30 protein-coding genes and 1 tRNA gene are annotated in these 24,615 nt (G+C 37.6%); 12 read left to right on the top strand and 19 right to left on the bottom strand.

What is annotated here, in order from left to right:
- Positions 1-109 precede the first annotated feature (109 nt).
- The 3 genes from AC4E8C_RS06905 to AC4E8C_RS06895 form a co-directional block, all read right to left on the bottom strand.
- Positions 110-1,030, bottom strand: a complete 921-nt coding sequence (locus AC4E8C_RS06905; RefSeq protein ID WP_490211333.1) for an aldo/keto reductase — start codon at positions 1,028-1,030, stop codon at positions 110-112.
- 173 nt (positions 1,031-1,203) lie between these two features.
- Positions 1,204-1,680 (bottom strand): S-ribosylhomocysteine lyase, encoded by a 477-nt coding sequence (locus AC4E8C_RS06900; RefSeq protein ID WP_490211331.1) that lies wholly within the window; start codon positions 1,678-1,680, stop codon positions 1,204-1,206.
- Between the two features lie 26 nt (positions 1,681-1,706).
- Complete coding sequence (locus AC4E8C_RS06895; RefSeq protein WP_490211329.1) at positions 1,707-2,234, bottom strand: methylated-DNA--[protein]-cysteine S-methyltransferase; 528 nt, start codon at positions 2,232-2,234, stop codon at positions 1,707-1,709.
- 248 nt (positions 2,235-2,482) lie between these two features.
- Here AC4E8C_RS06895 and AC4E8C_RS06890 point away from each other — a divergent pair, with 248 nt between their 5' ends.
- Entirely contained in the window at positions 2,483-3,403 is a 921-nt protein-coding gene (locus tag AC4E8C_RS06890) for a DNA-3-methyladenine glycosylase 2 (protein WP_490211328.1), read from the top strand.
- Positions 3,404-3,486: 83 nt separating this feature from the next.
- Here the strand turns inward: AC4E8C_RS06890 and AC4E8C_RS06885 are convergent.
- Positions 3,487-3,559, bottom strand: a tRNA-Val gene (locus AC4E8C_RS06885).
- Between the two features lie 158 nt (positions 3,560-3,717).
- On the opposite strand from AC4E8C_RS06885, the gene AC4E8C_RS06880 reads away from it, so the two are divergent.
- From AC4E8C_RS06880 to AC4E8C_RS06860, 5 genes are all read left to right on the top strand, one after another.
- Positions 3,718-3,942 (top strand): hypothetical protein, encoded by a 225-nt coding sequence (locus AC4E8C_RS06880; RefSeq protein ID WP_490211326.1) that lies wholly within the window; start codon positions 3,718-3,720, stop codon positions 3,940-3,942.
- Positions 3,943-4,040: 98 nt separating this feature from the next.
- Positions 4,041-4,763 (top strand): alpha/beta hydrolase, encoded by a 723-nt coding sequence (locus AC4E8C_RS06875; protein ID WP_490211324.1) that lies wholly within the window; start codon positions 4,041-4,043, stop codon positions 4,761-4,763.
- 135 nt (positions 4,764-4,898) lie between these two features.
- Positions 4,899-5,414, top strand: a complete 516-nt coding sequence (locus AC4E8C_RS06870; RefSeq protein WP_490211322.1) for a YjcG family protein — start codon at positions 4,899-4,901, stop codon at positions 5,412-5,414.
- 2 nt (positions 5,415-5,416) lie between these two features.
- The gene (locus AC4E8C_RS06865) at positions 5,417-5,839 is read left to right on the top strand and encodes a GNAT family N-acetyltransferase (protein ID WP_490211321.1); all 423 of its coding nucleotides are present in this window, start codon (positions 5,417-5,419) and stop codon (positions 5,837-5,839) included.
- 128 nt (positions 5,840-5,967) lie between these two features.
- Positions 5,968-8,292, top strand: a complete 2,325-nt coding sequence (locus AC4E8C_RS06860; RefSeq protein WP_490211319.1) for a UvrD-helicase domain-containing protein — start codon at positions 5,968-5,970, stop codon at positions 8,290-8,292.
- Between the two features lie 21 nt (positions 8,293-8,313).
- Here the strand turns inward: AC4E8C_RS06860 and spoVIF are convergent, their stop codons facing one another.
- The 7 genes from spoVIF to AC4E8C_RS06825 form a co-directional block, all read right to left on the bottom strand.
- On the bottom strand, positions 8,314-8,568 hold the full coding sequence (gene spoVIF, locus AC4E8C_RS06855; protein WP_490211317.1) for a sporulation-specific transcription regulator SpoVIF: 255 nt from the start codon (positions 8,566-8,568) through the stop codon (positions 8,314-8,316).
- Between the two features lie 211 nt (positions 8,569-8,779).
- The gene (locus AC4E8C_RS06850; RefSeq protein WP_098528384.1) at positions 8,780-8,896 is read right to left on the bottom strand and encodes a YjcZ family sporulation protein; all 117 of its coding nucleotides are present in this window, start codon (positions 8,894-8,896) and stop codon (positions 8,780-8,782) included.
- Positions 8,897-9,002: 106 nt separating this feature from the next.
- Complete coding sequence (gene spoVAE / locus AC4E8C_RS06845; RefSeq protein WP_490211315.1) at positions 9,003-9,359, bottom strand: stage V sporulation protein AE; 357 nt, start codon at positions 9,357-9,359, stop codon at positions 9,003-9,005.
- Between the two features lie 4 nt (positions 9,360-9,363).
- On the bottom strand, positions 9,364-10,389 hold the full coding sequence (gene spoVAD, locus AC4E8C_RS06840) for a stage V sporulation protein AD (protein ID WP_490211313.1): 1,026 nt from the start codon (positions 10,387-10,389) through the stop codon (positions 9,364-9,366).
- The gene (gene spoVAC, locus AC4E8C_RS06835) at positions 10,390-10,866 is read right to left on the bottom strand and encodes a stage V sporulation protein AC (RefSeq protein ID WP_490211311.1); all 477 of its coding nucleotides are present in this window, start codon (positions 10,864-10,866) and stop codon (positions 10,390-10,392) included.
- A gap of 15 nt (positions 10,867-10,881) precedes the next feature.
- On the bottom strand, positions 10,882-11,349 hold the full coding sequence (locus AC4E8C_RS06830; RefSeq protein ID WP_490211310.1) for a sporulation protein: 468 nt from the start codon (positions 11,347-11,349) through the stop codon (positions 10,882-10,884).
- A 321-nt stretch (positions 11,350-11,670) separates the two neighbouring features.
- A complete protein-coding gene (locus tag AC4E8C_RS06825) occupies positions 11,671-12,027 on the bottom strand; it encodes a DUF1360 domain-containing protein (RefSeq protein WP_490211309.1) in 357 nt (118 codons plus the stop codon).
- A gap of 139 nt (positions 12,028-12,166) precedes the next feature.
- Here AC4E8C_RS06825 and AC4E8C_RS06820 point away from each other — a divergent pair, with 139 nt between their 5' ends.
- Positions 12,167-12,685: a CotY/CotZ family spore coat protein gene (locus AC4E8C_RS06820; RefSeq protein WP_490211307.1), complete on the top strand. Its 519-nt coding sequence runs from the start codon at positions 12,167-12,169 to the stop codon at positions 12,683-12,685.
- Positions 12,686-12,836: 151 nt separating this feature from the next.
- Here AC4E8C_RS06820 and AC4E8C_RS06815 read toward each other — a convergent pair whose 3' ends face one another.
- The 3 genes from AC4E8C_RS06815 to AC4E8C_RS06805 form a co-directional block, all read right to left on the bottom strand.
- On the bottom strand, positions 12,837-13,370 hold the full coding sequence (locus AC4E8C_RS06815) for a CotO family spore coat protein (RefSeq protein ID WP_490211306.1): 534 nt from the start codon (positions 13,368-13,370) through the stop codon (positions 12,837-12,839).
- A gap of 118 nt (positions 13,371-13,488) precedes the next feature.
- The gene (gene fabI / locus AC4E8C_RS06810; RefSeq protein WP_490211305.1) at positions 13,489-14,259 is read right to left on the bottom strand and encodes an enoyl-ACP reductase FabI; all 771 of its coding nucleotides are present in this window, start codon (positions 14,257-14,259) and stop codon (positions 13,489-13,491) included.
- 99 nt (positions 14,260-14,358) lie between these two features.
- A complete protein-coding gene (locus AC4E8C_RS06805; protein ID WP_490211303.1) occupies positions 14,359-16,218 on the bottom strand; it encodes a monovalent cation:proton antiporter family protein in 1,860 nt (619 codons plus the stop codon).
- A gap of 88 nt (positions 16,219-16,306) precedes the next feature.
- Between AC4E8C_RS06805 and prpE the strand changes: the two genes are divergently transcribed.
- Positions 16,307-17,047, top strand: coding sequence for a bis(5'-nucleosyl)-tetraphosphatase PrpE (gene prpE / locus AC4E8C_RS06800; protein ID WP_490211301.1), 741 nt, complete (start codon positions 16,307-16,309; stop codon positions 17,045-17,047).
- Positions 17,048-17,129: 82 nt separating this feature from the next.
- On the opposite strand, the gene AC4E8C_RS06795 is transcribed toward prpE, so the two are convergent.
- Genes AC4E8C_RS06795 through AC4E8C_RS06780 form a run of 4 tightly spaced genes read right to left on the bottom strand, consistent with a single transcriptional unit; the run spans position 17,130 to position 19,919 of the window.
- Positions 17,130-18,035: an RluA family pseudouridine synthase gene (locus AC4E8C_RS06795; RefSeq protein WP_490211299.1), complete on the bottom strand. Its 906-nt coding sequence runs from the start codon at positions 18,033-18,035 to the stop codon at positions 17,130-17,132.
- Positions 18,036-18,050: 15 nt separating this feature from the next.
- Complete coding sequence (locus AC4E8C_RS06790) at positions 18,051-18,845, bottom strand: NAD kinase (protein ID WP_490211298.1); 795 nt, start codon at positions 18,843-18,845, stop codon at positions 18,051-18,053.
- Positions 18,846-18,892: 47 nt separating this feature from the next.
- Positions 18,893-19,531 (bottom strand): GTP diphosphokinase, encoded by a 639-nt coding sequence (gene yjbM / locus AC4E8C_RS06785; protein ID WP_490211296.1) that lies wholly within the window; start codon positions 19,529-19,531, stop codon positions 18,893-18,895.
- A 28-nt stretch (positions 19,532-19,559) separates the two neighbouring features.
- Entirely contained in the window at positions 19,560-19,919 is a 360-nt protein-coding gene (locus tag AC4E8C_RS06780) for a UPF0738 family protein (protein WP_490211295.1), read from the bottom strand.
- 157 nt (positions 19,920-20,076) lie between these two features.
- Here AC4E8C_RS06780 and AC4E8C_RS06775 point away from each other — a divergent pair, with 157 nt between their 5' ends.
- From AC4E8C_RS06775 to AC4E8C_RS06760, 4 genes are all read left to right on the top strand, one after another.
- Positions 20,077-20,655: a CYTH domain-containing protein gene (locus AC4E8C_RS06775; protein WP_490211293.1), complete on the top strand. Its 579-nt coding sequence runs from the start codon at positions 20,077-20,079 to the stop codon at positions 20,653-20,655.
- A 198-nt stretch (positions 20,656-20,853) separates the two neighbouring features.
- The gene (locus AC4E8C_RS06770; protein ID WP_490211291.1) at positions 20,854-21,261 is read left to right on the top strand and encodes a globin domain-containing protein; all 408 of its coding nucleotides are present in this window, start codon (positions 20,854-20,856) and stop codon (positions 21,259-21,261) included.
- On the top strand, positions 21,258-22,127 hold the full coding sequence (locus AC4E8C_RS06765) for a ClpXP adapter SpxH family protein (RefSeq protein WP_490211290.1): 870 nt from the start codon (positions 21,258-21,260) through the stop codon (positions 22,125-22,127). Before AC4E8C_RS06770 ends, AC4E8C_RS06765 begins: the two co-directional genes overlap by 4 nt.
- A 360-nt stretch (positions 22,128-22,487) precedes the next feature.
- On the top strand, positions 22,488-22,640 hold the full coding sequence (locus AC4E8C_RS06760) for a hypothetical protein (protein ID WP_490212490.1): 153 nt from the start codon (positions 22,488-22,490) through the stop codon (positions 22,638-22,640).
- An 81-nt stretch (positions 22,641-22,721) separates the two neighbouring features.
- Here the strand turns inward: AC4E8C_RS06760 and pepF are convergent, their stop codons facing one another.
- A complete protein-coding gene (pepF, locus tag AC4E8C_RS06755; RefSeq protein WP_490211288.1) occupies positions 22,722-24,542 on the bottom strand; it encodes an oligoendopeptidase F in 1,821 nt (606 codons plus the stop codon).
- Positions 24,543-24,615 lie beyond the last annotated feature (73 nt).

Raw genomic sequence — 24,615 nt, 5'->3', positions numbered from 1 at the left:
GTCCGTGTTTTTATTAGAATCATAATGGTTTAATTTTAAATAAATTATGTCCCTTTATGGGAATATAAAAAGCGAGATACTTCTGGAAGAAGAAGTATCTCGCTCCTCTTTATGGGATGATATTCCCGGCTGCTTTATAAATTTGGTACCATTCTTCCCTTGTTAACACGATTTCGGCACCTTTACATGCGTCTTTCATCCGTTCAATTTTTGTGGTACCAAGGACTACTTGAATATTTGCCGGATGGCGGGTAATCCACGCAGTCGCTATTGCCGTATTCGTCACACCATATTTTTCAGCAATGTTGTTGATCACCTCGTTTAACTCAGGATACTTTTCTACATCCCCTAAAAATGACCCTTCAAAGAATCCATGTTGATATGGTGACCATGCTTGGATTGTAATATCTTGTAAACGGCAATATTCCAAAATACTGCTATCCCGGTTAATCGCTTGATCGATTTTCATATTAAGGGCAATTCCCGCATCAATCATTGGAGTATGGGCAATGCTAAATTGAAGCTGATTGACTACCAATTTATATGGAATATATTTTTGTAATAATTCAATTTGAGCTGGATTATGGTTTGAAACACCAAAATACTTTACCTTTCCACTCTTGTATAGTTCCTCAAACGCATCTGCTACTTCAGCTGGTTCCATTAACGTGTCTGGACGATGCAAAAGCAAAATATCAAGATATTCCGTTTTTAATCGTTTTAAAATTCCATCTACAGAGTTTACAATATGCTCCTTCGAAAAATCAAAATAGCCCGATCGGATTCCACATTTACTTTGAAGAATCATTTTTTCCCTTATGGCTGGTTTCAACTCAATCGCATCTGAAAAAAGGACCTCACATTGCCCCTTCCCATAGATATCGGCATGGTCAAAAAAATTAATCCCCTCATCCATTGCTGTCCGGATTAATTTCTCTGCATCTGTCAAAGAGAGCTCCTTAAGACGCATATTTCCCATAATGATGTTAGATGCCTGCAAATCAGTATTTGCAATGCTTATGTATTTCACAGTGAATCACTCCTAACAAATTATTTATACTCCATTATACTTCAATCGTTGTTGTTTTCCTAAGTTTAACCTTTATACTTACAATTTCTCTCAAAGGATATGTCTTAAAATACTATTTTTAGACAATAAAAAAAGGCTGCCCCTTTTGGACAGCACTTTAAAAATATTATATATTAATTTTCTCCAAAAATATCTTTCCATTCATTGCGCTTAGACAGCATTTCCTTTGCTAGCTCTTGTGCCCCTTCTAAGCTATGGCTTGCCGCCCAGCCGCATTGCACTTCGTTACAAGCTGGAACTTCTGTAGCTGCTGCAACATCTAGTAACGTTTTTTCTAGGACATCCAAGATTTCATTATAATCTTCATGATTAATAACCGTTAAATAAAAGCCTGTTTGACAGCCCATTGGACTAAGATCGACAACCTTGTCAAAATGATTTCGAACATTTTCCGCCATTAGGTGTTCAAGTGAATGCAATGCAGGCATCTCCATATGTTCTTTATTAGGCTGTTTAAAGCGAATGTCATATTTGTGGATGACGTCCCCATTTTGTCCCTTCTTTACCCCTGCTAATCGAACAAAAGGAGCTTTAACCTTCGTATGATCAAGATTAAAACTTTCAACATTCATTTTCTTTTCGTTTGCCATTAGATAACACTCCTAAACTTTTTAAATTAAAATTTATTATTACTTTTTTCTAAATCCAAAAGTTTGATTTTCATTTCCAGCCCGCCTCGATAACCAGTAAGTGAACCGTTTTTTCCAACAACACGATGACACGGTACCGTCATTAATACTGGATTTGCACCAATGGCCGCACCCACTGCCCGGATTGCCTGCGGTTTATTTATATAGTTGGCAATCTCAGAATATGATTTCTTTTCACCATAAGGAATCTCATTGAGTGCATTCCATACAGCAACTTGAAATGCTGTTCCCTTGTAATCAGATTGAACAGAAAATTGTTTTCGTTCACCAGCTAAATATTCTTTCAGTTCTTTTTCATACGGGCTTAACTTCCCCCTATCCTCCACAAGGAAACAGCCAGGGAATCGTTTTTGAGCCCAATTCGAGACTTCCTCAAACGATTTATTTTGCGACCCAACATAACAAAGCCCCTTTTCTGTGGCAGCAAGATAGAGATTCCATTCATTATATTTTAGCAGAGACCAGTAGATAGGAGTCCTACTATGGATATTCATTCATCTTTTCCTCCAATAAATAATTTTAGCTTTGTTAAACGGTTATAAAGAGTATTATTATAATATTGAGTGTTCTCCATAATCATTCCATCGTTAGCGTTCATCGGCATATCTTGAAATCTATAACATTGACCTACACATCTCTATTATACTTTTTAAAAATAATAATGGCTATGAATTGAGTAGAAAAGCAAGAAAATGAAAGATATTTTTGTAATAATAAAAGAAAAGGCCAAGGGGAATCTAGCATGATAAATTTCACAAAAAAAGTTAATGAGACGTTTGTTATGGACTTGCCAGACGATTTTAATATGTTCGCAAATCTTGGCTATTTAGAACGGAATAAAAATGAGTGTATGTTTGAAGTTGAAAACGGCGTGATTACGAGGGTGATACCGGTTGGCAGCTCACATAGTTTAGTCCAAATCTATGTGAATGACCGTAACCAAATGATTGTTCAGTTCTTGAAAAACTCAAGACCGGTTCCTTCGGAAGATTATTTAATGGCAGCCAGTTACATTCGGGAATGGTTTGACCTTGATCAGGATTTAGCACCCTTTTACGAAATGGCAAGTGCTGACTCACTTCTTAAAAGACCGGTCAAAGACTTCTATGGATTAAGGGTCATTGGTGTTCCCGATTTATTTGAAGCCCTCTGCTGGGGTGTCTTAGGACAGCAGATTAATCTTGGATTTGCTTACACCTTAAAGCGGCGATTTGTTGAGAAATTTGGAGAATCAATCGAATGGAAAGGGAAAAAGTACTGGATTTTCCCTGATTATAGTAAAATTGCTCAATTAACACCCGAGGATCTTGCTGATATTAAAATGACTGTGAAGAAAAGTGAATATATTATTGGCATCGCCCAATTAATGAACAGCGGGGAATTATCAAAAGAAAAATTATTGGGCATGGATAACCTTAAAGAAGCCGAAAAAAGTTTAATTAAAATTCGCGGAATTGGACCCTGGACGGCAAACTATGTGCTAATGCGCTGCTTGCGCTTTACATCAGCTTTTCCAATAGATGATGTGGGATTACAAAATGCTATTAAACATTTATTAGGTTTAGAGAAAAAACCTAGCAAGGAAGATTTGTTAAAATTATCCTCAGCCTGGGCAGATTGGCAAGCCTATGCAACATTTTATTTATGGAGGGTTCTCTATTAATAAAAAAGGAAATTTTTTATTAACTAATAGGAAATCATCTAAAATAAAAAACCTAACACCATAATGATGTTAGGTTTTTGTGATGACCTGTGAGGGGTTCGAACCCCCGACCTCAACCCTGTCAAGGTTGCGCTCTCCCAGCTGAGCTAACAGATCGAATATTTAAGTACAAATATAATTATATTTAAATATATAAGAATGTCAATATCTTTTTCTCTTCTAAACCATCTTTAGAACGCTTGTTCCTTAATTACTTGTATAAAGAACGAATGTTCGGTTATAATAATACTATACTGTAGAAAGGAGTGATTTACATGGATGGACTACTAATCCGGTCAATTGAAGAAAACATGCCGATAGAAATGATTTATCTTGCGGAAAATCAAGAGCTCTCCCAGAGAAAACTTATTGTTAAAGAAGTGAATGATGATTACATTCGTGCCTATTGTTTGCTGCGAAAACAAATCCGTACCTTTAAACGTGAAAACATCCTATCCATTATGCCTAATACCCATTCCACTCATAAATATCTTCATTAATCCTACTCCTACTCATATCCATTATACTTCTAAGAGCAATTCCTCTTCCATTATGTTAAAATGCGGTTGTATCAATCGAATCTTGGGGGAATTGTCGTATGGAATATCCAAAAGGCATAATTAAAGAACATACCTTGCAAAGTACCGCACTAGGAGAGGAGATACAGCTGCTCATTTATTTGCCTGCAAATTTCTCTCCGCTTTATAAATACTCTCTGTTAATTGCCCAAGATGGCCAGGATTACTTTCAGCTTGGCAAAATTGGCCGATTAGCAGATGAGTTTCTTTTTAAAAATCAGATTGAGAACATCATTATCATAGGGATCCCTTATAAAAATGTCGAAGACCGCCGGCGAAAATATCATCCTAAGGGTGACCAAAACCAGCAATATATTCGTTTTCTTGCCCATGAATTAGTGCCTTTTCTCGATCAAGAATTTCCCACCTATCAGATGGGCTCGACAAGAGCACTTATTGGGGATTCGCTTGGAGCCACTGTTTCCTTATTGACTGCCTTGCAATATCCCCATACCTTTGGCAAAGTATTACTTCAGTCACCACTTGTAGAAGACCAGGTGTTGAATTTAGTCGAAGAATTCAGTGAAGCACCGCTGGTAGAAATCTATCATGTTATTGGCCATCAAGAAACGGCTGTAAATACGACAAACGGGAAAGTGATGGACTTCCTTACTCCTAACCGTTTCCTTGCCCAAGTCTTATCAAAAAAGGGTTTTCAATATTTTTATGAAGAATTTAATGGCAATCACACGTGGACCTATTGGCAGCCTGATCTTAGACGGGCACTTAAAATGTTATTTTAGTCACTGTTTCATTTCATATCATTTATACCTGGTACCTTCTTTATTTTCTATAGTTTGAAAATTTGCTATAATATCAAGAAGACTATATCGTCATTTATTTTGCTGAAAAAATAATGAATTAATGGAGGTAACCCTATGAAATTTGGTGTTGTCATTTTCCCATCAAAGAAGCTCCAAGACTTAGTTAATTCGTATCGCAAACGTTATGATCCGCATTATGCGTTAATTCCTCCACATTTAACATTAAAAAATGGTTTTGAGGCAACGGAAGATGAAGCAAAAGGTTTTGCCACTAAATTACGACAAATCGCCATTAAGACGAAACCGTTCACATTAACAACGACTAAAATTGGCTCTTTTCAGCCTGCTAATAATGTCATTTATTTTAAAGTAGATCCAACCGATGAACTGAACAGCTTGCACACTATCATCAATCAAGAGTTTAGTGAGCAAAATATTGAATATTCTTTTGTACCACATATTACCATTGGTCAAAAACTTTCCAATGATGAGCACTCCGATGTTTATGGTTCACTCCGAATGACGAAAGTCCATCATGAAGAAACAATTGACCGCTTCCACTTGCTTTACCAATTAGACAATGGTTCTTGGACCGTATATGAAACATTTCGCCTTGGAAAGGATAGTTAAACATGACCGTTAAAATAGTTGAAAATCAAAAAGAACTTGATGATGCTTTTACAATAAGAAAGATTGTTTTCGTTGAAGAACAGAATGTGCCGCTAGAAGAGGAAATCGATCAATTTGAGGATGAAGCTACTCATTTTGTTATGTACAATGAGGGAACTCCTGTCGCAGCTGGACGTTTCCGAGTCGTCGATGGCTATGGAAAAGTAGAACGTATTTGTGTTTTAAAAGAAGCCCGAAAAACTGGCGCGGGGAAAGCTGTTATGAATGCAATCGAAACCCATGCCTATAATCAAGGATTACATAAATTAAAACTCAATGCCCAAACCCATGCGATTCCCTTCTATGCAGGCCTTGGTTATGAAGTGGCTTCAGATGTATTTATGGATGCCGGAATCCCTCATAAGACAATGATCAAAGTAGTGTAAGATGATAAGCACTTGCCATCCTATCGGCAGGTGCTTATTTAATTGATATTTTATCAAACACTTTCCGTACCTAATTGGTTTTGTTATGATAGAACATGTGTTATTTACGGAAATAGAGGTTTTAATAAATGAAAACAGCCATCCACAAAAATCAACTTATTACACTCCAGCAATTAGCCAGGGATGAGTATCAAAAAATCTTCCTTGCAGGAAAAAATGGGGAACTTACCTGTCCCATCTGCAACCGTACTGTCCGATTGTTTCTTGGCATTCAGGAAGAACCCTATTTTTTTCACTCACATCCACCTGAACGCCAATGTTTGGAACCAGAACTAAAAACTGAATTTAGCCCTTCTCATGTTATTCAAGACGAAGGTCAAAACTATACAGAGCATAGTGGGTTTAAACTACCTCAGGGAAGAACTATTACCGCATCCGCACCTAAAAGTGTTGAACTCTTTAAACCTGCTAAGCCAATAGATGGTATACTCCCCTTTAAACAGAAATTGGAAAGGATCCAGCAACCACTGCCACCCTATTTAGAGCTGCTAGCAGATCATGACGTACTGCTGGATGACAGCCAGGCGGCCGCTGTTATGAAAACCGAGGGTTCTTTATTAGTACTTGCAGGTGCCGGAAGTGGCAAAACACGAGTACTAACGGCACGAACGGCCTATATGATAGAAGTAAAGCAAATAAACCCTCGTGAGATTATGCTTGTTACGTTCACTTCCAAAGCTGCAACTGAAATGAAAAACCGGTTACTCTCTTACCCACATATGAAACCGGGTAACATTAATCAGCTTGTAACTGGCACCTTTCATAGTATTTTTTATCGTATTTTGATGTTTCATGATCGTGCGAATTGGTCTTCAACAAAATTATTAAAAAAAGAGTGGCAACGCGATAAGATCCTAAAGGAAGCCGGAAAGTTACTGGACTTGTCTGAAAAAGAGTTCGCCTATGACTTAGCACTGCAGCAAATTGGCTTCTGGAAGAACTCACTGCTGTTTCCAAATGAAATTAAGCCCACATCGGAGTGGGAAGAAAAGACTTTGTTCCTTTATCAAAAATATGAAGAATATAAACAGCGACAGGGATTATTTGATTTTGATGACATGCTAATTGGCTGTTATCAGCTTTTGAAGTCCTCATCTGCCATACTTGAACAATATCAGGACAATTTCCGTTATTTTTTGATCGACGAGTTTCAAGATATTAATAAGGTACAATTTGAGCTGATTAAACTTTTATCTGCAAAGCATAAGAATGTTTGTGCTGTTGGGGATGATGATCAATCCATCTACGCCTTTCGAGGAAGTGACCCTACTTACATTCTTGATTTTGAGAAGGACTTTCCAAATGCTAAATTAGTTACTCTCAACCAAAACTATCGTTCGTCACATGAAATTGTTGGGACCGCAAATCAAATGATCGCTGCTAATAAAATGAGAAGAACAAAGAAGATGCAGGCACAATTTTCAACAGGGGAACCACCGATATTATTTTTCCCTTATGATGAAGAAGAAGAAGCAACCATGGTTGTCACAGACATCCAAGAACAGATTTCAATGGGGGCAAAGCCTGGGGATTTTGCCATCCTCTATCGTACCAACGCTGCCTCCCGGTCTGTGTTTGAGCGATTAGCTGGCTCAAGCCTTCCATTCAAAATTGATCAAGATGTGGAAGCCTTTTACGATCGCTACATTGTTAGAAGTGTGCTTGCCTTCTTACGGGTGAGCTTAAATGAAGAGGATGCAGCCGCCTTAGCTGATATTTTACCGTTGTTATTTTTAAAACAGACTGTTTTGAAAGAATTAAAGGCCCAAAGCATTCTAAAAGATTGTAGTATACTTGAAGCACTTAACCACTTAAAAACGGCCCACGCTTTTCAAGAGAAAAAACTAAAAAAGGCCGTAACTCTTATCCGCAGCTTAAAGCATATGCTTCCCTCGATGGCCATTGAAAGGATAGAAAAAGACATTGGTTTTCTTGATTTTCTTAAGAAACGCGGCAACGAAGCTAGTAAGCTTGAAAAAGGTTCTGACGACCTAAAAGATCTAAAGGTAGCAGCAAAAAGCTTTGACACCATTGAAGCCTTGTTAGCACATGCCGAGCATATGTCCGCGATGAACAAAGAAATAAAGAATTTGAGTAAGCATTTTACGGATGCCATTACCCTTAGCACGATTCATCGGTCCAAAGGGTTAGAATATCAAACAGTGTATATCATCGGTGCTGTTGATGGAAGCCTGCCGCATGATTTTGCGCTTGAGTCTAATCGGAATGGTGATTTTGCTGCAATTGAAGAAGAGAGAAGATTATTCTATGTAGCGATGACAAGAGCAAAAAAGAAATTATTTATTTCTGTACCGAGTAACAGGAGAGGGAAAAAAGTTAATCGTTCTAGATTCCTGACTCCACTTAGCAAAAAAAGGAAGCCTCATTTTTAAGATAAATGGGCTTCCTTTTTTTTATTTTTTATTCATCATGTTGGCAATCGTATTGAAATCAAGCTGCTTACCATCGTTTACGATCGATTTAACAATTTGTTCTTCCATATCTTTACTTACCGGTTTATTGGCAATTTGAGAAACTCTTCGGATTACATTACGAACAGTTTTTTCATCTTTAAAATTAGCATTTTGCAAGGAATTCGCTAAATCAAAAATATCCTTCATGTTTACGCCTGTTTTCTTTTCAATGTTTTTAAAGAATCCATTATCCATGTTCAGAATTCACACTCCTTCATAAACTACTTTATTCTATGAAGGATGGGGAAATATGTGATGAATATGTAAAGAAAACTCGCCAACTGGCAAGATCCGAAAGGAACATGGCAGAAGCGAGTTGCTAATAAAGACTGGAAAAGTAATTTGTAAAAAAGGGCTGGCCACTTTTTTGGGCCAACCCCTTCCATCGAAACAAGCTTATTATTTATTAATAAAAGCTTGCACCGACGATGATTAAAAGGATGAATAATACGACGATTAAAACAAAAGTTGAACCGTAGCCATATCCACCGCCGTAGCCGTAGCCGCCATATCCAAAGCACATAGACTGTCACCTCACTTAAGTATTCTCATTAATAACATATGAAATTACTTAAATATGTGTACTAGGCATGACAGCTAAACACTAATTGAATATTAAAAATGTGTTTTTATCCTTTCGGTTTGAAGATAAGTGCTCCAATAAACCCAAATACAATGGCAGCAGAAATCCCGGAGCTTGTTACTTGAAACATCCCTGTTAGGACACCAATAATTCCGTGGGCATTAGCATCTTGGAGTGCCCCGTGGACTAAAGAATTGCCAAAACTTGTGATTGGAATGGTTGCTCCTGCCCCGGCAAAATCAACCAGTGGTTCATACAAACCGAATCCATCTAATACAGCACCGACGACAACAAGCAAGCTCATCGTATGTCCCGGTGTTAATTTTGCTACATCAAATAATAACTGCCCTATTACACAGATCAATCCGCCAATAACAAATGCCCAAAAAAACATTGCAAACATACCCTCACCCCTTTTCTCCATTCATTTCAATTGCCACTGCATGTGCAATACATGGAATTGATTCATTTTGCTGAAAGCTGAGCGGGGATAATAACGCACCAGTTGCTACTACTAACATTCGTTTATATGTACCTTTTTTCAATTCGTTCAGGAGATGTCCATATAAAACAGTTGCCGAGCACCCTGCCCCACTTCCTCCGGCTTGCACCTGTTGATCATCCTTATACATTAATAAGCCGCAATCTTGAAATTGTTTTCGTTCCAACTTCAGGCCGCTTTTATTTAGCAATTCAAAAGCAGTATCATGGCCGACACGTCCTAAGTCACCTGTTACAATTAAGTCATAATAGGAAGGGTCCAACTGAAGATCACGGAAATGAGCAATAATGGTATCAGCTGCTGCCGGAGCCATCGCCCCCCCCATATTAAATGGATCAGATAGTCCCATATCAATCACTTTCCCAATAGTGGCAGATGTAGTAACAGGATGCACCTTTCCTTTCTCATTGGGTTCAAGAAGCGCGACTCCAGCACCCGTTATCGTCCATTGTGCAGTAGGTGGCTTTTGACCTCCATATTCGGTTGGATACCGGAATTGCTTTTCAACGGCAGCATTATGGCTGGATGCACCAGTTAATACGTGTTTTGCTCCTTGATAATTCACCACAAACGATGAAAGTGCCAACCCCTCCATGGATGTTGAGCATGCCCCAAAAAGACCAAAATACGGAATCTGCATGGTTCTTGCTGCGAAGCTAGTTGGGGTAATTTGATTAATTAAATCACCGGCAAATAAAAATTGCACCTGTTCCTTTTGGACATTTCCCTTTTCTAGGGCTACTTTCATGGCCTCTTCGAGTAATAAACGATGGGCTTTCTCATATGATTCTTTTCCCATCCACAGATCTTCATATAATAAATCAAAATCATTCGCCAAGTTCCCATTCGCTTCAAATGGTCCCCCCGTTACACCTGTTGCTGTAATCATTGGCCGATTTTCAAATACCCATGATTGATGTCCCTTTAACAATTACAAAACCCCCCACATCACGAGCAGTGTTTTAATTAATGCAACAACGAAGGCTGAGAATACGCCAAACAGAATGACGGTACCTGCCAATTTAAACATGTTTCCGCCTACCCCTAAAACAAACCCTTCCGTACGATGTTCAATAGCCGCCGAAATAACTGAATTTCCAAAACCAGTAACTGGAACAGCACTACCAGCACCTGCAAATTGTCCAATATGATCGTATATTCCAAAACCCGTTAATAGCATTGAAAAAAAGACCATGGTGGCTACCGTAGGATTTCCGACATTTTGCTCGGTAAAATCAAAATAATATATGTAAAAATAACTGACGGCTTGACCAATCGCACAGATAAGCCCGCCAACTAAAAATGCCTTTATACAATTCTTCACCACAGGTCTTTTAATTTCATGTTTTTGCTGCAGTGTTTGATAATTCTGCTGCTGAGGGGTCATATTTTTTTGTTTGCTTGCCATTGTTATCGCCCTTTCTTACTTCAGATCTTCTGTCATTTTTACAATTTCCTCTAAGCGTTTTTCTGCATCTGATTGGGATATTTTTTCTGATTTTATTCGTTGTTTCAATCTTACTGCTTCTAGGAATATCTTATAGTCACTTGAAACAGTGAAATTTTCTTTCGGATGTTTTTTCTCCAATAATTGGTTAACCTGCTTTTCGATTCTTTTCATCTTAAACCTATACATATGTTTGACTTTATAAGCTACCAATGTATCCTTTTTCCCTTTCACCACCGCTACATCATATAATTCAGGAAATGAACTGATGTCTTTTTTTATTTCTTCTACCTGGTCCGTACTCTTGTTTTCATCGGTTCTTATGGGTGTGGGATTTGTTGCTTTCATCAACGCCATTTGGCTTTCCTTAACCGGCTGATTTTGATTACAGGCTGTTACTAAAATAAAACATGAACAAAGTGCCAATCGATATATAGTGTTCATTTGCTTCCCTTTCCTTATACCAGTTTTTGAGTTTCAAGTAGTATATAGTTTTTTCGATAATAACTAAAATTATGACTGATTTAATTTACTTACATGTGGATAAAAAAAAAACTGCCAGATATACTAGCAGTTTTGCCTATTACTTGGATGTTTTTTTACCACAGCCACAGCCTTTTTTCTTTTTAGTGGTTGTTGTTTTCATGGTTTGCGATGTTTGCTTTGCTTGTTTTTTATTATTCATCTCTCTCCCTCCTTTTAGATCTGTTCCCTCTGTTACTTGTAGAATATGTGCCAATAATGAATCTTGTCTCAGCTAAACCATTAATTTTGTATAAAATGCTGCACAAATAATTCTAATAAAGAAGCAAAGCCTGCTACAGCGAGTATAAGAATTAATGGAGTAAAAATAAATAAATTTAGGTAGGCTAGCATGACTATACAGGCAGAAGCCCAAATCCCTGTGCACCAATAACAGCTTAGAAGTTCCCCGATAAATTTCTTTATCCCCGTTTGCTTCGGAATATAATATATCTCCGTTTCTCCCACTTCATTTATTTCGTTAATTTCCTCAAAAAAGGGTTCGCGGATAAATTCAGTTATCTTGTCAAACACCAATAATCTTGTCAGTCTAAAGCTCGCTAAAGATAATATCATCAAGTTTAAAAAGGTGATTTCCATAGACTAATATCCTTTCTACAGCCAAATAGATAATTGACCAGCCTAATTTTTCCAAACAAGGCGTTTGTCCGTTACCCAAAATAGGTCTGTGAAATATGTTAGTAATGTAAGATATATCACGGATTAAGGAGGAAAAATAATGGGTTGTGGAAAAAATCATAATGAATTTGGCAGTGAAAACTGTGTATGTGAAGTAGTTCGTGCGATTAAGGATATTCAAGACAACGCTGTAGTAGAAGCAGAAGAATGTACTGAATGTACCAGTTGTTTTACTGAACCATTAGGAGCGATGGTGTCACCAACAAGGAGAGATCCAGTTGATACACGTGTATTTGTTTTAAGCACAGCTGATGGAACTCCCTTTCATGCGTTCTTAACAGATGAGTGTGATGCTTGTGTATCGATCTATTTCCGCGTTGAGGATGTTTTTGATAACTGCTGCGCGACACTTCGAGTGTTAGTGCCAGGACACCGCGATCACGATGGGCATTTCGCGCCAATCAACCTGGTCTCAGGCGGAGACAAATGTTGTATTGACCTTAAAAAGGTTTGCAAAGTTGACAGATTCCGCGCAAGCAGAGACTGTATCACCGTTGACTTAAGCTGCTTCTGTGCAGTGCAATGTATTGCAGACGTGAACCTTGGACTTTGTAACTAAGAAAAGCATGGCTGCATCCTAAGACATTTTGAATGACCAGCCAGCCGTAAATTCGGCTGGCTTTTTTATTCGGTAAGAAAGGATAAACTTTAACATTGAGAAACGTCCAGTCCCAGTGCTTTAACAGCTAGTGTCCTTTGCTCTCCGCCATTCACCTTTTTATTCCAATCATCAAGATGTTTTTGAGTTCATGAAGAGGAATGGTTTTATTGGTTTGATCGTAAAGTTTAATGGTGATTTGTTGGTCATCGTATTCAGATAAATACCCTTGGTAATTGTTTTGATCAGTATAAAAGACACACGGTACTGGCGGGAGAACTTTTGGAAAATTGATTAAGTAATCTAAACGCTCTTGTATGTCCATTTCTTTAAAGGGTTTTACTCGATTCATTGCAGTACGCTTTTTTTCTTGCTGGTGACCTGATTGTTTGCTTTTTAGCTTTTCTTGTTTAATCTCCGCCTGTTCAGGAAACATATCCTGTTTATTAACCGCCTTTTCAGGTAGGAGTCCAATTTCCTCACCTAAACCCTTAATTGCTTCGGTTATTTGTTCAAGCTCCAATTCATCTTCAAGGGGTTCTTGTTTTGGCCGGTCCGTAAATACCTCCTGCATATTTTTATTTAAAGGAGTTCTTACAAATGGCTGATGGATAAAAAGCAGCGGCCCCTGACCCTTCTTGGTCACATCGGCACCTCCTCATAACGTAATCTCCATAGTATATATATGCAAAATGCCTATCCTCGTTCATAGCAATTAACAAGGGGTATAAAAAAAGCCTGCTTTTGCAGGCTTTTTGGTGGTTTTAAAGAATATGGTATCCAGAATCAACATGAATGTTTTCACCGGTAATACCACGAGAAAGGTCACTGAATAAGAATACGGCAGTATCCCCTACTTCCTCTGGAGTAGTGGTTCTACGTAATGGGGCTTTTTCTTCAATTTCATTTAAAATCGAATTAAATTCTCCTATTGCTTTAGCTGATAAGGTGCGGATAGGTCCTGCTGAAATAGAATTGACACGAATACCATATTTTCCTAAGTCAGCTGCTAAATAACGGACGCTCGCATCCAAGGAAGCTTTTGCAACACCCATAACGTTATAGTTTGGAATGGCGCGTTCTCCCCCTAAGTAGGTTAAGGTTACAATACTGCCGCCTTCTGACATCAGACCGCGAGCCTCTTTCGCAATCGCGGTTAGCGAGAAGGAACTGATATTTTGTGCCAGCAAAAATCCATCTCTTGATGTATTCACAAATTCACCTTTTAACTCCTCTGTTTTTGCAAAAGCGATGCAATGTGCTAACCCATGAATGGTTCCAACTGTCTGCTTAATTTCTGCAAAGCAATTGGCAATCGCTTCATCACTAGTTACATCACAGGGAAGTACAAGCGTTCCGTCTGCTTCTAAGGAATTAGCTAATTCACGGACACTGCTTTCTAATCGTTCACCTGCATACGTAAAAATTAATCTCGCTCCTGCATTGTGCAATGACCGGGCTATTCCCCAAGCAATACTTCGTTTATTGGCTACGCCCATGACAACATATGTTTTTCCAGCTAATGAAAGATTCATTTTAAGTAGATCCTCCTAGTATAATTACAAGTTATTAGTACTTGGTACTAATATTACACTAATTTGTCACAAATGAAAAGATATTCTGTTTCGAGAGAATTAACACGTTTCACAATATTCCAGTTCTCTCTTTAATTCATCGACATACTCTTTAGAGCCTGTTACAATCAGACGATCATCTAACTGTAACTCCGTATCACCATGGGGTACAATCGAATCTTTACCTCTAAAAATTCGAACAAAAATGACATCACCCGTAAACGGAAATCTCCGAAGTGGCATTTCATCAAATTGCCTGTTCTTCATAACAATTTCATATAGACCAGTGTCTTGATTTGTTAAAATGTTTATAACTGTAGGTGATTCAATTAATGACCGCAGTAATGTCTTCGTCGACAACAAAGAAGAAAATACTTCTACATCCTGCTCGCGAAGTCCTTGTTCTAATTCAGTACTTTCAATTCGAGCAATAACCCTTGAAACATTATTCTCTTTGGCAGTTTTTGACAAGGTTGCATTTAATTTTTCATCACCCGTTAAAAGGACAACCAGGTCAGATTGATATATGTTCGTTTTTGCCAAGGTCTCAATTGAATAATCAGGGATTTCAATAATCTCAAAAAGTGAATCAGCAATTTGCTTATCTGATTTTTCCATAACCGTGTGATATAAAATAGGGTCATAATGGTCAGACTTTAACTCCCTGGATAAAGAAAGACTAACTTGATTCGCCCCTACAAATGCAACACTGACTTTTCTATTCTCTGCTGCTTCTTTTGGAAATAACTTTTTAAACACGATTGGAGTAAAAATCGAAGTTATGACGGCAACCAATATTAATGTACCACTCATTTGTGGTGTGATAATTTCCAGCCTTTCACCAATCGTAGCTGCAGCTATTACAAGCGATAGTGTTGACGTGAGTAAGAATCCAGAAGAAATGACTGTTTTTGTATCATACCAAAGTTTTAACAGGTAAACTGGAACAAGCTTTGAAAGTAAGAGCCCGATTAATAAGAGCGGAATCAACAGCAAAAGCTTCTTTTCACTAAATAATGACCAAACGTCTAGGTTTACTCCGACCATTACGAAAAAAATTGGTATTAAAAATCCGTAGCCAAATGAGTCAAGTTTATGAATCAGTTCCTGGTTGGGAGACAAAAGCGATACTAAAACTCCCGCTAAGAAGGCGCCGAGGATGTTTTCAGCCCCCACGGTTTCGGATAGACCGACTAATACAATAATAAGCGTAAAGACGGCTCTCGTCCCAATTTGGACTGTTCCAGTTGACAAGGTCTCGATAATGGTTCGATTTTTAAACCTTTTACCAACAAAATAAAGAACAATGCCGGCTGCAAACAGAATTAAAAGTAACCAAGTACTCCCATGTCCCTTCTCATTAAGTGATACAAATACAGCTAGTAAAATCATTGTTACTAAATCAGCAATAACAGCAATGAGAAGAATAATTTGGCCAATGGCTGTTTTCATAAGGTGTGCTTCTTTTAATGTTGGCACGACGACGCCTAAAGATATTGTTGAAATAATCAAGGTCATTAAAAAGGCATTCTCAATAAACCCTGCAAATACAAATAAGAACGAAAGACCAAGAGAGAAAATAAATATTCCAATAAAAATCAACGATGCTACGGCAAACGTATTTGGTTCTTTTTTACCATTTGGTAGTATGTCCCTCTTGTTCCTTCCAGTAAACGCGGAAAAGTCTATTTCCAGCCCGCTCAAGAACATGAGAAAAATGAATCCGAGTGTTGACAGAGTGGACAACCACACATCTTCATGAACAACATTAAAGCCACTTTTTCCAATAATCAAACCCATGATTATTTCAGCGACAACAACAGGGATAAAATTCAATTTAAATCTATGAAGAATAATGGGTGTTAAAAATGCCATCGTCACCACAATAAGCAGTGAAATGACTGATATATGCTGTTCCATTTTTCAGCCGCCTTTCTAAACCTAGTGTTTCATAGTTGATAAAATTCATCTTATTAACAAAAAATAAAGCAAACAGGAGGTGCATCTAGTGAAAATAGATATTATTGGTGATATACACGGATGTTTTAGTGAATTTAAACTTCTTACCGAAATGCTTGGCTACCAATGGGAGAATGGCCTGCCTATTCATCCTGAAAACAGAATGCTGGGTTTTGTAGGCGACTTAACTGATCGGGGACCTGCCTCGTTAAAGGTGATTGAGATTGTTTGGCAGCTCGTGATTAAAGACAAGATGGCCTATTATACCCCCGGAAATCATTGCAATAAATTATACCGCTACTTCCTTGGGAATAAGGTGCAAGTTACTCATGGCCTTGAAACAACTGTGGCTGAATATGAATCATTATATAAAAAAGATCAAGCGGCCATTCGTAAAAAATTTATCCAGCTTTATGAATATGCTCCTCTTTATTTAGTATTAGATAAGCAAAAGCTAATTATCGCGCATGCTGGAATTAAAGAGGAATATATCGGGCAAACACATGGAAAAGTTAAGGAATTTGTTCTTTACGGGGATATCACCGGTAAAAAGAACCCTGACGGCACACCAGTCAGAAGAGATTGGGCGAAAACCTATAAGGGCGAAGCCTGTATTGTTTATGGACATACTCCTGTAAAAGAACCACGTATTGTTAACAATACATATAACATTGATACGGGTGCAGTCTTTGGCGGTAAGCTCACTGCATTAAGATACCCAGAAATAGAACTAATTTCTGTTCCCTCTACTATGCCATATATAGAGGAAAAATTTAAACAATTTGACTGAAAACATCTATTTTAGTTTTTTAATTACCCCTAACCCCATCTGTGTATCGGTAAGTGTTACAATTGAACAAATAAGGCTGACCCTAAACATACGGGTCAGCCTTTAATATTTCCTTTAGATCCCGAGGTAATGGCGCAGTAAAGGTCATTTCCTCTCTTAGGAAGGGGTGGATAAATGTAATTTGTTTACAATGAAGAGCCTGTCTGTGGATTAACGAAGTATCTCCTCCGTATAGATCGTCTCCTAACAATGGATGTCCCAAATAGGACATATGGACTCTAATCTGATGGGTCCGGCCCGTTTCGAGCCGCAGCTCAAGATGAGTAAATCCATTATGCCATTTAATCACATGATAATGGGTACAAGCATATTGTCCATCATCCCTGACTTCCCTTTCAATAATACTATCAGTTTTCCGTCCAATTGGTTGGACAATGGTTCCGCTATTCGGTTTAAGTGAGCCCCCTGCAAAGGCTTCATATGTCCTTTTGACCTGCCCATTTTGCTGCCTTTTACTAAAAAGGTGATGAGTGTGACGTTGTTTGGCAATCAACACTAATCCTGATGTATCACGGTCAAGTCGCGTAACAATATGAGAGGTAGCTTGAAGACCAGCCTGCTGATAATAACCAACAAGGGCATTAGCGAGGCTGCCAGCCGGGTGTTCACGAGATGGAATCGTATTCATGCCAGCAGGCTTATTTATAACAAGAAGAAACTCGTCTTCATATAAAATGGTTAACGGAACATTTTCACCAGTCACCCCTTCACTAGGTATCTCTGGTGGAAAAATAACCGTTAATACATCACCCGTTTGCAATTTATATCTTACATTTACTTCTTCCTGATTTACTAGAATGCTTCCCCCTTTAAACTTTATATCTGTAAGTGCTGTATGGGAGATTTCTTCTTTTTTTAAAAACTCTTTTATTAGTTCACCACTAGTATCTTCGTTAATAACCCAGTTTAATTGAAAACGGGAATCCATTCAAAGTTCCTCCATTTAATCTGAAATAAACGAATCATGGACTCTTTTCCAAAACGGAAATGGGCGGAACCGAGCAAAACGGATTTTTTCTTCAGGTACCCTAAATTGGATTGATTTAACATCTTTATGCAGCAGTGTTAAATGATCGATGGTTACCTGAAAATCAGAGCGGTTAACAGGTTTTAACATACAGGTATGATGTGCCGGAAGGATAAGCGGTGAGCCCACCGTTCTAAATACCTTGTTATTAATCGATGCCATTTCTGCTACTTGAATAGCTGAAATAGACGGATGAATAATCGCACCGCCAAGCGCTTTATTGTAGGCAGTACTGCCAGAAGGAGTAGAAACGCACAAACCATCACCACGAAAACGTTCAAATTGCTGTCCACGAATTTCCACATCCATGACAAGTGTGCCCTCAACACTTTTTACAGTCGATTCATTTAGTGCTAAATACCGAGATTCCTTTCCGGCATGTGAGTAACGAATAATGACCTCTAGCAAAGGATATTCCACCACTTGGTATGGGGTTTTAGCTATCGCAATCACTAGCTTTTCAATTTCATCAGGAATCCAGTCGGCATAGAACCCAAGATGCCCTGTATGAATCCCGACGAAAGCCGTTTTACTTAAACGGCTGCTATAACGATGAAAGGCATACAGCAGTGTCCCATCGCCTCCAATAGAAACAACAATATCCGGTTGTTCTTCATCATAAATAAGATCAAAATCAAGTAAATAAGTTCGCATTTTATGCATCAAAATATTGGATTTTTGATCTCCCTTTGAGGTAATCGCAAATTTCATTTTTTTACTCCTTGAATAAATTGACTTAACCTAGAGCATTTATCCCATCAGCCTTTTTCTTCTTGCTTCAATTCTTTCTTTCTTGTAAAAAAGGCCTGAGCTTCCTGAATTTCACCACGGATTAATGACATTTCCTCGTCAAGCCGAAACGCAGCCTCTGCAGCTCGTTGGAGCCTCATTTGAATATCTTTTGGAAAAACACCTTTATATTTATAATTGAGCGAATGTTCAATCGTCGCCCAAAAATTCATTGCCAATGTTCTGATTTGAATTTCGGCTAGAATTTTCTTTTCACCGTGTATGGTTTGAACAGGATAGCGTATAACCACATGGTAGGAGCGGTAACCACTTGTCTTTTTATGAGAAATATAATCTCTTTCCTCTACAATTTCTAAATCATTGCGGTTTCTTAATAAATTGACAACGGTATGAATATCATCAACAAATTGACACATGATCCGCATTCCTGCGATATCTTGCATTTCTTCTTCCAATTTCTCAAGCGGAATCCCCTTTTGATTAGCTTTATCTAGAATACTTGCGATTGGTTTTACCCGTCCTGTAACGAATTCAACCGGAGAATGAGTAGAATCTAGTTCAAACTGCCCTCTCAAACCCTTTAGCTTAACTTTAAGCTCTGATATAGCCTGTTTATATGGGGCTAAAAATTGATCCCAATGTTTCATGATTCCACCTCAATGACAAACAATAATGTTAGAAAATCGCTTCTACTTTTGTAACCATCTCACTGCCATAGTTACTATTACCCTTAATATTACTAATGATATACTCTAATTCGTCTTGAAAATTTACTAACTCGATTTGTTCATCCTTAAATAAAACGAACACAGGAAGTTTTTGCTCTATTGCAGTCCTTAAAAAAGACCAGATTTTTTCTGGGAAACTAATATATGTATAATCATCCTGATCTTCCATCAAATAAATAAAAGAGCATTGGTCAGAATCTACAAGAATTTGTTCGCCTGGGACTAACCCATGAATAGATTCATTTGTTTCTAATAAAAGCCTCTTCTCTTCTATGACTGCTTTACCTATAGATATTTTTTTCTTCATTCTTTTACCTCCATCTTTCACCACCTTATTTTAGCATATTTCCTCTATCCTCCCAAGGATGAAGATAAAATGCTGCGAGAAAACTAAGATGACTTTACATCAATAAAAATATATAGGTATTATTAAAATATCAAACGGTGAGAAAGGATGTTTACTTTTGTCACAAAATATTGAAATCGAATTTAAGAATATGATTACCAAGGAAGAATATAAAAGGCTTATAGCGGCATTTAACATTGCTAATGAACAAATCTTTACACAAGAAAACTTTTATTTTGATACCCCGGATTTTGCATTAAAAAATTTAGGGTCAGCGTTACGCATTCGTAAAAAAGACAAAACGTATGAGATGACTCTAAAACAACCTGCTGATATAGGGCTTCTTGAGACCAATCAAACCATTAATGCAGACGATACCTCCGCAGCTCTGGACAATTCTGGGCTTCCCTATGGAAAAGTTCAACAATGTATAGAAGAAAAAAATATCCCATTTTCTAAGTTGAAGTATTTGGGATCACTGAAAACGAATCGTGTTGAATTTGAATACATGAATGGTTTACTCGTTCTTGACCATAGTACATATTTAAATACAGAGGATTATGAAGTAGAATATGAAGTCAAAGACTATCAAGAGGGACAGGAAATATTTAGAACTTTCCTTTCTCAATTTAATATACCGGAAAGGAAAACTAAAAATAAAATACACCGTTTGTATAGTCAACTAAAGAAGAAGTAACACCCTCTTTATTCTTATACTAAGTTGGTAACTTTTCCTTCCGTCAATTTCATTTTTTTTAACTAAATTAACGGACCATTGTACACATTAAAATAAGGTCTAAATTAAAAAAAAGCTCATTTTCAAAGCAATTCATTTGAGATATGAAATAGGCATTGTTAAAATATGAATACAAAAGATATTTAAGGAGTTGTCAACATGATTGAAAACAAGATTACACCTTATGATTCAATTGGTGAAGAAACGTTACACCGTCTTGTCGACACTTTTTATGGACTTGTTGCACAACATCCTGACCTTGCTCCCATATTTCCAAATGAATTAACAGAAACTGCACGGAAACAAAAACAATTTTTGACACAATTTTTAGGTGGTCCACCTAAGTATACTATGGAGCATGGCCATCCAATGTTGCGGGCACGTCATTTGCCATTCCCAGTTACTCCGGTCCGTGCAAAAGCGTGGTTATCTTGTATGCAACAAGCAATGGATAAAATTGAATTTCACGGTCCACTAAGGGATGAACTTTTTAGCCGACTGCATTTCACGGCTCAACATATGATTAATACGCCAGACGAAGGCGAGATCTCAGGTGAAAATTTGTGAGTAATCCAAAAGCACCTAGTTCAAAGAAACGTTGCAGAGGCAGTGACAAAAAACCGCTGGAAATATATATGTTCATTGACCCTTTATGTCCAGAATGTTGGGCACTCGAGCCGATTCTAAAAAAACTACAAATTGAGTACGGCCAATATTTTGCTATTAAGCATGTATTAAGTGGACGGTTGGCCGATTTAAATACGAGTAAGAAAAAGAATTACGAAAATATCGCTCAAGTTTGGGAAAAGACAGCAAGCAGGTCAGGAATGTCTTGCGACGGCAGCCTTTGGCTAGAGAATCCAGTCGATAATCCCTATATCGTTTCAATTGCCCTAAAAGCAGCTGAATTACAAGGGAGAAGAGCAGGTCTTCGTTTTTTTCGGCGGATTCAAGAAATGTTGTTTTTAGAAAAGCAAAATACATCTAACCTTGAAGTATTAAAGGAATGTGCACAAAGTTCTGGTTTGGACGTAGAAGAATTCATGAAGGATATTCACTCAGATAGCGCGGCTAAAGCATTCCAATGTGATTTAAAAATCACCTCTGAAATGGATGTTTATGAAATTCCAACTCTGGTGTTTTTTAATGAAAATGCTAACGATGAAGGAATCAAAATAACTGGTTCTTATCCATATGAGATTTACGTCCAAATTTTAGAAGAAATGCTTTCCGAAAAGCCGATTAAATCTTCCCCACCGCCACTGGAAACATTTATGAAGTTTTTTAAGTTTGTTGCCTCGAAGGAAATTGCTGTAGTTTATAATATGTCGATTTCGCAAATTGAACGAGAAATGAAAAAGTTGCTGTTAAAACAAATAGTAGAACAAATTCCCGCCAAATACGGCACGTTTTGGAGATATATTGAAGAGTAGACAAATGTCAGCCTAGATGGTCGCAGACATTTGTCTTTTTAATTTGAAGGCAATGTTACCGCTATTATAGTTTAATTTTTGAAAAACGAAAATGCCTTGCAGCTGACTGCAAGGCATTTTTCTATTAATACGAACAAAGGGGATGGGAGAAATTTTTCACGGTTCAAACAAAGGGGTATATGTTTGTTGTGATCAACTTCACGCATTTAATATACCATGTATATAAGTCGTATGACAATGAGTATGTGTCTTCTTTCACATAATTGTCAAAAAGTCATATATTCACGAATTGGACAATAGACATAATAGTAAGTATCCCAAAGAAGGTGAAATTCTACTGTGGGTAAATTTCCGTTTATAATGATGATTCTTTTCATAGTAATTGCCTTTTTTCTTAATTTGCTTGCCTTACTAAAGATTTTCCCTATTTTACTCAGTGCACCGATTCTATTTATTTCTATCTTTATCTTTGTCTTATATCTTAACGATCGCAAGCGATTCAGAGGGTTTTAAATAATACCGCTATATTAAATCGAATGATTGGTTTAATTGAAAAGGGATGCCAGCTCATTAATAGCCGACATCCCTTTTTCTTTATGACAAAAGCTGTTCCAATTCATTTAGTTTTTCTTCAAATACTTTGCAGGCATCTTTAATTGGATCTGCACTTGTCATATCAACACCGGCCTTTTTCAAGACCTCAATCGGATAGTCTGAGCTTCCTGCACTAAGGAATTCTCCAATATAGCGCTTCACCGCCGGCTCGCCTTCCTCTAGAATTTGCTTGCTTAATGCTGTGGCAGCACTAAAGCCAGTTGCATATTGGTATACATAATAATTGTAATAAAAATGTGGAATTCTAGCCCACTCTAAACCAATTTCTTCATCAATCACAATATCCTCTTCACCGAAATACTTCTTATTTAGTTCATAGTAAGCTTCTGTTAATGCATCAGCCGTTAACGCTTCATTATTTTGTATCTTTTGATGAATGAGATGTTCAAACTCAGCGAACATCGTTTGACGGAATACAGTACCCCTAAAGCCTTCCAAATAATGATTTAACAAATAAATACGTTTTTGTTCGTCATCGATTGTTTTCAATAAATAATCATTAAGTAATGCCTCATTGCATGTTGAGGCTACTTCAGCAACAAAAATTGAATAATTGCCATATGGATACGGCTGCGATTTGCGTGTATAGTAACTATGCACGGAGTGCCCAAATTCATGGGCTAGGGTAAATAGATTATTTACATTGTCCTGCCAATTCATCAGGATATAGGGATGTGTTCCATATGCACCGGAAGAATAAGCACCGCTGCGTTTCCCCTTATTTTCATGAACGTCGACCCAGCGATTATCAAAGCCTTCCTTCAAAATATTAGTATACTCCTCACCCAATGGAGCTAAGCCTTTGATAACCAAATCTTTTGCTTCCTCGTACTTGATTTCCATTTTCACATCTTTTACAAGCGGTGTATATAGGTCATACATATGAAGCTCATCAAGCCCTAATACTTTTTTCCGCAGCTTCACATAACGATGTAATAAATGAAGGTTATCATTTACGGTATTTACCAAATTATCGTAAACACTTTCAGGAATGTTGTTCGCAGATAATGCTGCGTGTCTAGCGGAATCGTATTTCCTAATTCTCGCATAAAAATTATCCTTTTTCACATTACCGCTGAGGGTACTTGCGAATGTGTTTTTAAATGAACCATATGTTTTATAAACGGCTTTGAAAGCATCACGTCTAACACGTTGGTCGCCACTTTCTAAGAAGCGTGTATAACGCCCATGAGTAACTTCAACTTCTTCGCCATTTTCATCTTTTATAGTTGGAAATTCCAGATCCGCATTATTCAGCATTCCAAATGTATTGCTAGAAGCATCCATAACCTCGCTTGCTTCCGCTAATAATGCTTCTTGTTCTGCATCTAGCACATGCGGTCGCTGTTCATTTATTTCTTCGAGAGCATGTTCATAAAGTTTTAAATCTGACTTTTCATTTAGAAAACTTGTCACTTTACTTTCATCAATGGAGAGAATTTCCGGAACAATAAAAGCTAATTGACTAGCAGCTTGAGAATAAAGATTTTTCATCCTGTCATCTAAACCCTGATAAAAGGAATTCGTTGTATCTTGGTCATAGCGCATATGGGAGTATGTATAAAGCTTACCAATCCGTTCTAATAGTTGATCTTGGAATTGAAGAGCTTTATAAAGCGTTTCTGCATCTTCTCCTAATTTCCCCTCAAATGCCTTTATTCCAGGGATTAGCTTTTTAATCTCTTGAAACTCCTTTTCCCATTCTTGATCATTCGCAAAAATATCTTCCAATTTCCATGTATCTTCTACTGCAATTTCACTTCTTGCAGGCAGCTGCTTGATTGCAGTTTCATTAGCCATAATTTCATCCTCCATTCTAATTTTTAAATACTAAAAAAGAATCTACCTTAACTATATTCTCCTCATTTTACTA

This window comes from Neobacillus sp. SRL179 (assembly GCF_984799095.1).
The sequence above is the reverse complement of the archived record's forward strand: the minus strand, read 5'-3'. Positions and strand labels throughout refer to the sequence as shown.

Bases quoted from the DNA above. Each gene is read 5' to 3' on its own strand.
- AC4E8C_RS06760 (WP_490212490.1), top strand. From the start codon at position 22,488: ATGATGATTCTTTTCATAGTAATTGCCTTTTTTCTTAATTTGCTTGCC.
- AC4E8C_RS06795 (WP_490211299.1), bottom strand. From the start codon at position 18,035: ATGGATTCCCGTTTTCAATTAAACTGGGTTATTAACGAAGATACTAGT.
- AC4E8C_RS06850 (WP_098528384.1), bottom strand. From the start codon at position 8,896: ATGTGCTTTGGATATGGCGGCTACGGCTACGGCGGTGGATATGGCTAC.
- AC4E8C_RS06825 (WP_490211309.1), bottom strand. From the start codon at position 12,027: ATGGAAATCACCTTTTTAAACTTGATGATATTATCTTTAGCGAGCTTT.
- pepF (WP_490211288.1), bottom strand. From the start codon at position 24,542: ATGGCTAATGAAACTGCAATCAAGCAGCTGCCTGCAAGAAGTGAAATT.
- AC4E8C_RS06895 (WP_490211329.1), bottom strand. From the start codon at position 2,234: ATGAATATCCATAGTAGGACTCCTATCTACTGGTCTCTGCTAAAATAT.
- fabI (WP_490211305.1), bottom strand. From the start codon at position 14,259: ATGAATCTTTCATTAGCTGGAAAAACATATGTTGTCATGGGCGTAGCC.
- AC4E8C_RS06865 (WP_490211321.1), top strand. From the start codon at position 5,417: ATGACCGTTAAAATAGTTGAAAATCAAAAAGAACTTGATGATGCTTTT.
- AC4E8C_RS06900 (WP_490211331.1), bottom strand. From the start codon at position 1,680: ATGGCAAACGAAAAGAAAATGAATGTTGAAAGTTTTAATCTTGATCAT.
- AC4E8C_RS06780 (WP_490211295.1), bottom strand. From the start codon at position 19,919: ATGAAGAAAAAAATATCTATAGGTAAAGCAGTCATAGAAGAGAAGAGG.
- yjbM (WP_490211296.1), bottom strand. From the start codon at position 19,531: ATGAAACATTGGGATCAATTTTTAGCCCCATATAAACAGGCTATATCA.
- AC4E8C_RS06805 (WP_490211303.1), bottom strand. From the start codon at position 16,218: ATGGAACAGCATATATCAGTCATTTCACTGCTTATTGTGGTGACGATG.
- AC4E8C_RS06880 (WP_490211326.1), top strand. From the start codon at position 3,718: ATGGATGGACTACTAATCCGGTCAATTGAAGAAAACATGCCGATAGAA.
- AC4E8C_RS06820 (WP_490211307.1), top strand. From the start codon at position 12,167: ATGGGTTGTGGAAAAAATCATAATGAATTTGGCAGTGAAAACTGTGTA.
- spoVIF (WP_490211317.1), bottom strand. From the start codon at position 8,568: ATGGATAATGGATTCTTTAAAAACATTGAAAAGAAAACAGGCGTAAAC.
- spoVAC (WP_490211311.1), bottom strand. From the start codon at position 10,866: ATGGCAAGCAAACAAAAAAATATGACCCCTCAGCAGCAGAATTATCAA.
- AC4E8C_RS06875 (WP_490211324.1), top strand. From the start codon at position 4,041: ATGGAATATCCAAAAGGCATAATTAAAGAACATACCTTGCAAAGTACC.
- AC4E8C_RS06790 (WP_490211298.1), bottom strand. From the start codon at position 18,845: ATGAAATTTGCGATTACCTCAAAGGGAGATCAAAAATCCAATATTTTG.
- AC4E8C_RS06860 (WP_490211319.1), top strand. From the start codon at position 5,968: ATGAAAACAGCCATCCACAAAAATCAACTTATTACACTCCAGCAATTA.
- AC4E8C_RS06830 (WP_490211310.1), bottom strand. From the start codon at position 11,349: ATGAACACTATATATCGATTGGCACTTTGTTCATGTTTTATTTTAGTA.
- AC4E8C_RS06770 (WP_490211291.1), top strand. From the start codon at position 20,854: ATGATTGAAAACAAGATTACACCTTATGATTCAATTGGTGAAGAAACG.
- AC4E8C_RS06870 (WP_490211322.1), top strand. From the start codon at position 4,899: ATGAAATTTGGTGTTGTCATTTTCCCATCAAAGAAGCTCCAAGACTTA.
- spoVAE (WP_490211315.1), bottom strand. From the start codon at position 9,359: ATGTTTGCAATGTTTTTTTGGGCATTTGTTATTGGCGGATTGATCTGT.
- AC4E8C_RS06890 (WP_490211328.1), top strand. From the start codon at position 2,483: ATGATAAATTTCACAAAAAAAGTTAATGAGACGTTTGTTATGGACTTG.